General features: G+C 35.5%; 1 protein-coding gene and 1 pseudogene. One reads left to right on the top strand and one right to left on the bottom strand.

Annotated features, from left to right (window positions below; genetic code table 11):
- A pseudogene (locus U860_RS36180) lies at nucleotides 1-331 on the top strand (hypothetical protein); the annotation flags it as partial.
- Between the two features lie 704 nt (nucleotides 332-1,035).
- Here the strand turns inward: U860_RS36180 and U860_RS0130710 are convergent.
- Entirely contained in the window at nucleotides 1,036-1,989 is a 954-nt protein-coding gene (locus U860_RS0130710) for a nucleoside 2-deoxyribosyltransferase (RefSeq protein WP_025151462.1), read from the bottom strand.
- Between the last annotated feature and the right edge of the window lie 359 nt (nucleotides 1,990-2,348).

Here is a 2,348-nt window from a genome sequence, read left to right as displayed (position 1 = left end):
ACCAGGAACTCAACCACCAGGTGGTCATCTACCTCCACACCACCCACACTACCCACACTACCCACACTACCCATATCCATATGGTCCTTCCCTCTATCCAATACCAATACCAACTCCAGTCACTGTTCCAGTCGGAATTCCAACCCCATCTCCTTCTATATCTACATCTGGATGTATTGGTAAATTGGCAGCTATAACAATGAACAATGGCCAGACTTTTTATATGACTATAACTAGTTCAAACCCTTATAGTACAACAGAAGGCTATTTATCACCTTCAATGACATATACAAGTCTACAATCAAGTAATATTATAAGTATCCAATGTTAAACCATACCCTGAAGATAGTTGAAAAAATATGAACAGGAAGACACTTATTAATAAGTGTCTTTTTTACACTTTATTCCTCCATTTATTCCGATGAGCATCTAATTCACTAACTTTAGCCTTTGGTTTCTTTAACTCGGCATCTTTTCTAACAGAAGAGCCACCAGTAATTTGTCTGCCTACTTTGGTTCTGTTTGTAATCCCCAATAAATCTAATGCTTTGGTTTTCTTGTCAGACCAGGTTTCCACCTGCTGTACCAATGGATGTTTTAAATTATTTGTATGTTGCTGCGTTGCTGGAAACCCTTTTTCTTCCTATTCGATAAACACCCTCATATCACTCCTTATTCCCAAAATAAAAAGCACCCCATTGGATGCTTTGCTATCGTTTATTTACTTGTCTTTTAATTACGGTATGTGAAGTTTTATCCTTCTTCCAATTACCTAATGCTACTACATTCATCTATATCAACAATATTAAGTAACTGGAAGAAGAGCAAAAGCTCTCCTTAATAACGGTATCATTCAATCACTACCATCTGCTGGTTTCGGATTTTATTTGCCGTCATTACGAACCGTTTAGAATTTCAAAAACAACATAGTGAGTCGTGTTTTTCGCCACTTCTCACAATACAAATATATCACGTTAATTCCAAAACGACCGGCACATTTCCTGCCAAAAAGCGGTCACGATTCTGCCACTCTTTTTAATTTATTGTAGCTCTTATTCTATTAAGTAATGACTCTTTTAATTCCCTCTCATCTTTCCAAACAATATGGCTATATTGTCTAGTATCAAAATGCAGATTTGCTAAGTCATTTTCCCTGCAAGTCCATATTACAGGTTTACCAAGTCCCATTGCATAGCCGGCTTCAAAATAGACGCCACCTCTATGTTCAGTGAAATCTGCAATTACAAATTTACTTTGTCTTATTTTAACTATAATCTCATCATCAATTTTGTTATTGTGTTCCACTTTATCAATTCGAATAGGTTCATAACCTGCTTCTTTTACAGCCGTTGCAATTGCATTCTTATATGGACTATCCATTTTTGGACTAAACGACATAGCGACAAATACCTGCTTAGTATCCGCTTCTCTTCCTTTTTCTAATTCTGCAATACGATTCCACCCTTTTGCTGTAACTGTAATATGTGCAGGGAAATCTGCTGCCGATAGCTTAGATATCTCAATCAATTCGTCCTGAAATAATTGGTTCGCTATATATTTCATTTCCAACAAATGAACACTTTGTACAAAAAATAGAGATTTATCTGATTCACGAATATATAATGGGTCACCTGGAAATTTTGACAATTTAGCTAAGTTTATTAATGACTCATCCAACCTATCAGAAGCACTATCTGGATATTCACTTAATAGATCTGCTAAAAGATAAATAGGATACGGAAATTCTGAAAGGTTTTCATCTGGTCGATTAAGAAAAATCATTATTTTTCCCATCCCTCTAATGTTTCTCTTTCTTAAAATTGAAGAAAGTTTTCTCTTCTGCTCTACATTTAATTCGATTCTCGCTTCTTCAATCATGGAAAATGTACCACAATTCTCACATTTATATTGCTCTGCACGTCCCCCTCCCACTCCCACTAATTGGGGTTCCTCAATAGAGTTTTGACAAACCGGACATCTTTCCCTCATCACAACCACCACTTTCTTTTTTATAGCATAATATTAACATATAAATAATTGACTTACCCATATCTTATATTGTGTGCAACTGCCCCCTCCGCTGAATCCCTTGCTATCATTGACTTAATTAAACTTTCTCTTTTGAGTTACACAGTACGAAATCTATGAGTAACCGTATAGGGGTACCACCACACATCCATCAACTTAAGATATATTTTTATATAAAATGCGGTCTTTCCATATAGTTTTTATTATCTTTTATAGATTTTATAAAAGTAGGCATATCAAATAAACCCTGACGGGTTTCAAATTTTTTACTATGCTACCTGATGAGTAGAAGTGGTATACTCATAAACAACACTCAAAAT

The sequence above is a fragment of the Bacillus sp. H1a genome (assembly GCF_000633475.1).
Taxonomy (GTDB): Bacteria; Bacillota; Bacilli; order Bacillales; family Bacillaceae_G; genus Bacillus_A; species Bacillus_A paramycoides.
This window is presented reverse-complemented; position numbering and strand designations above follow the sequence as displayed.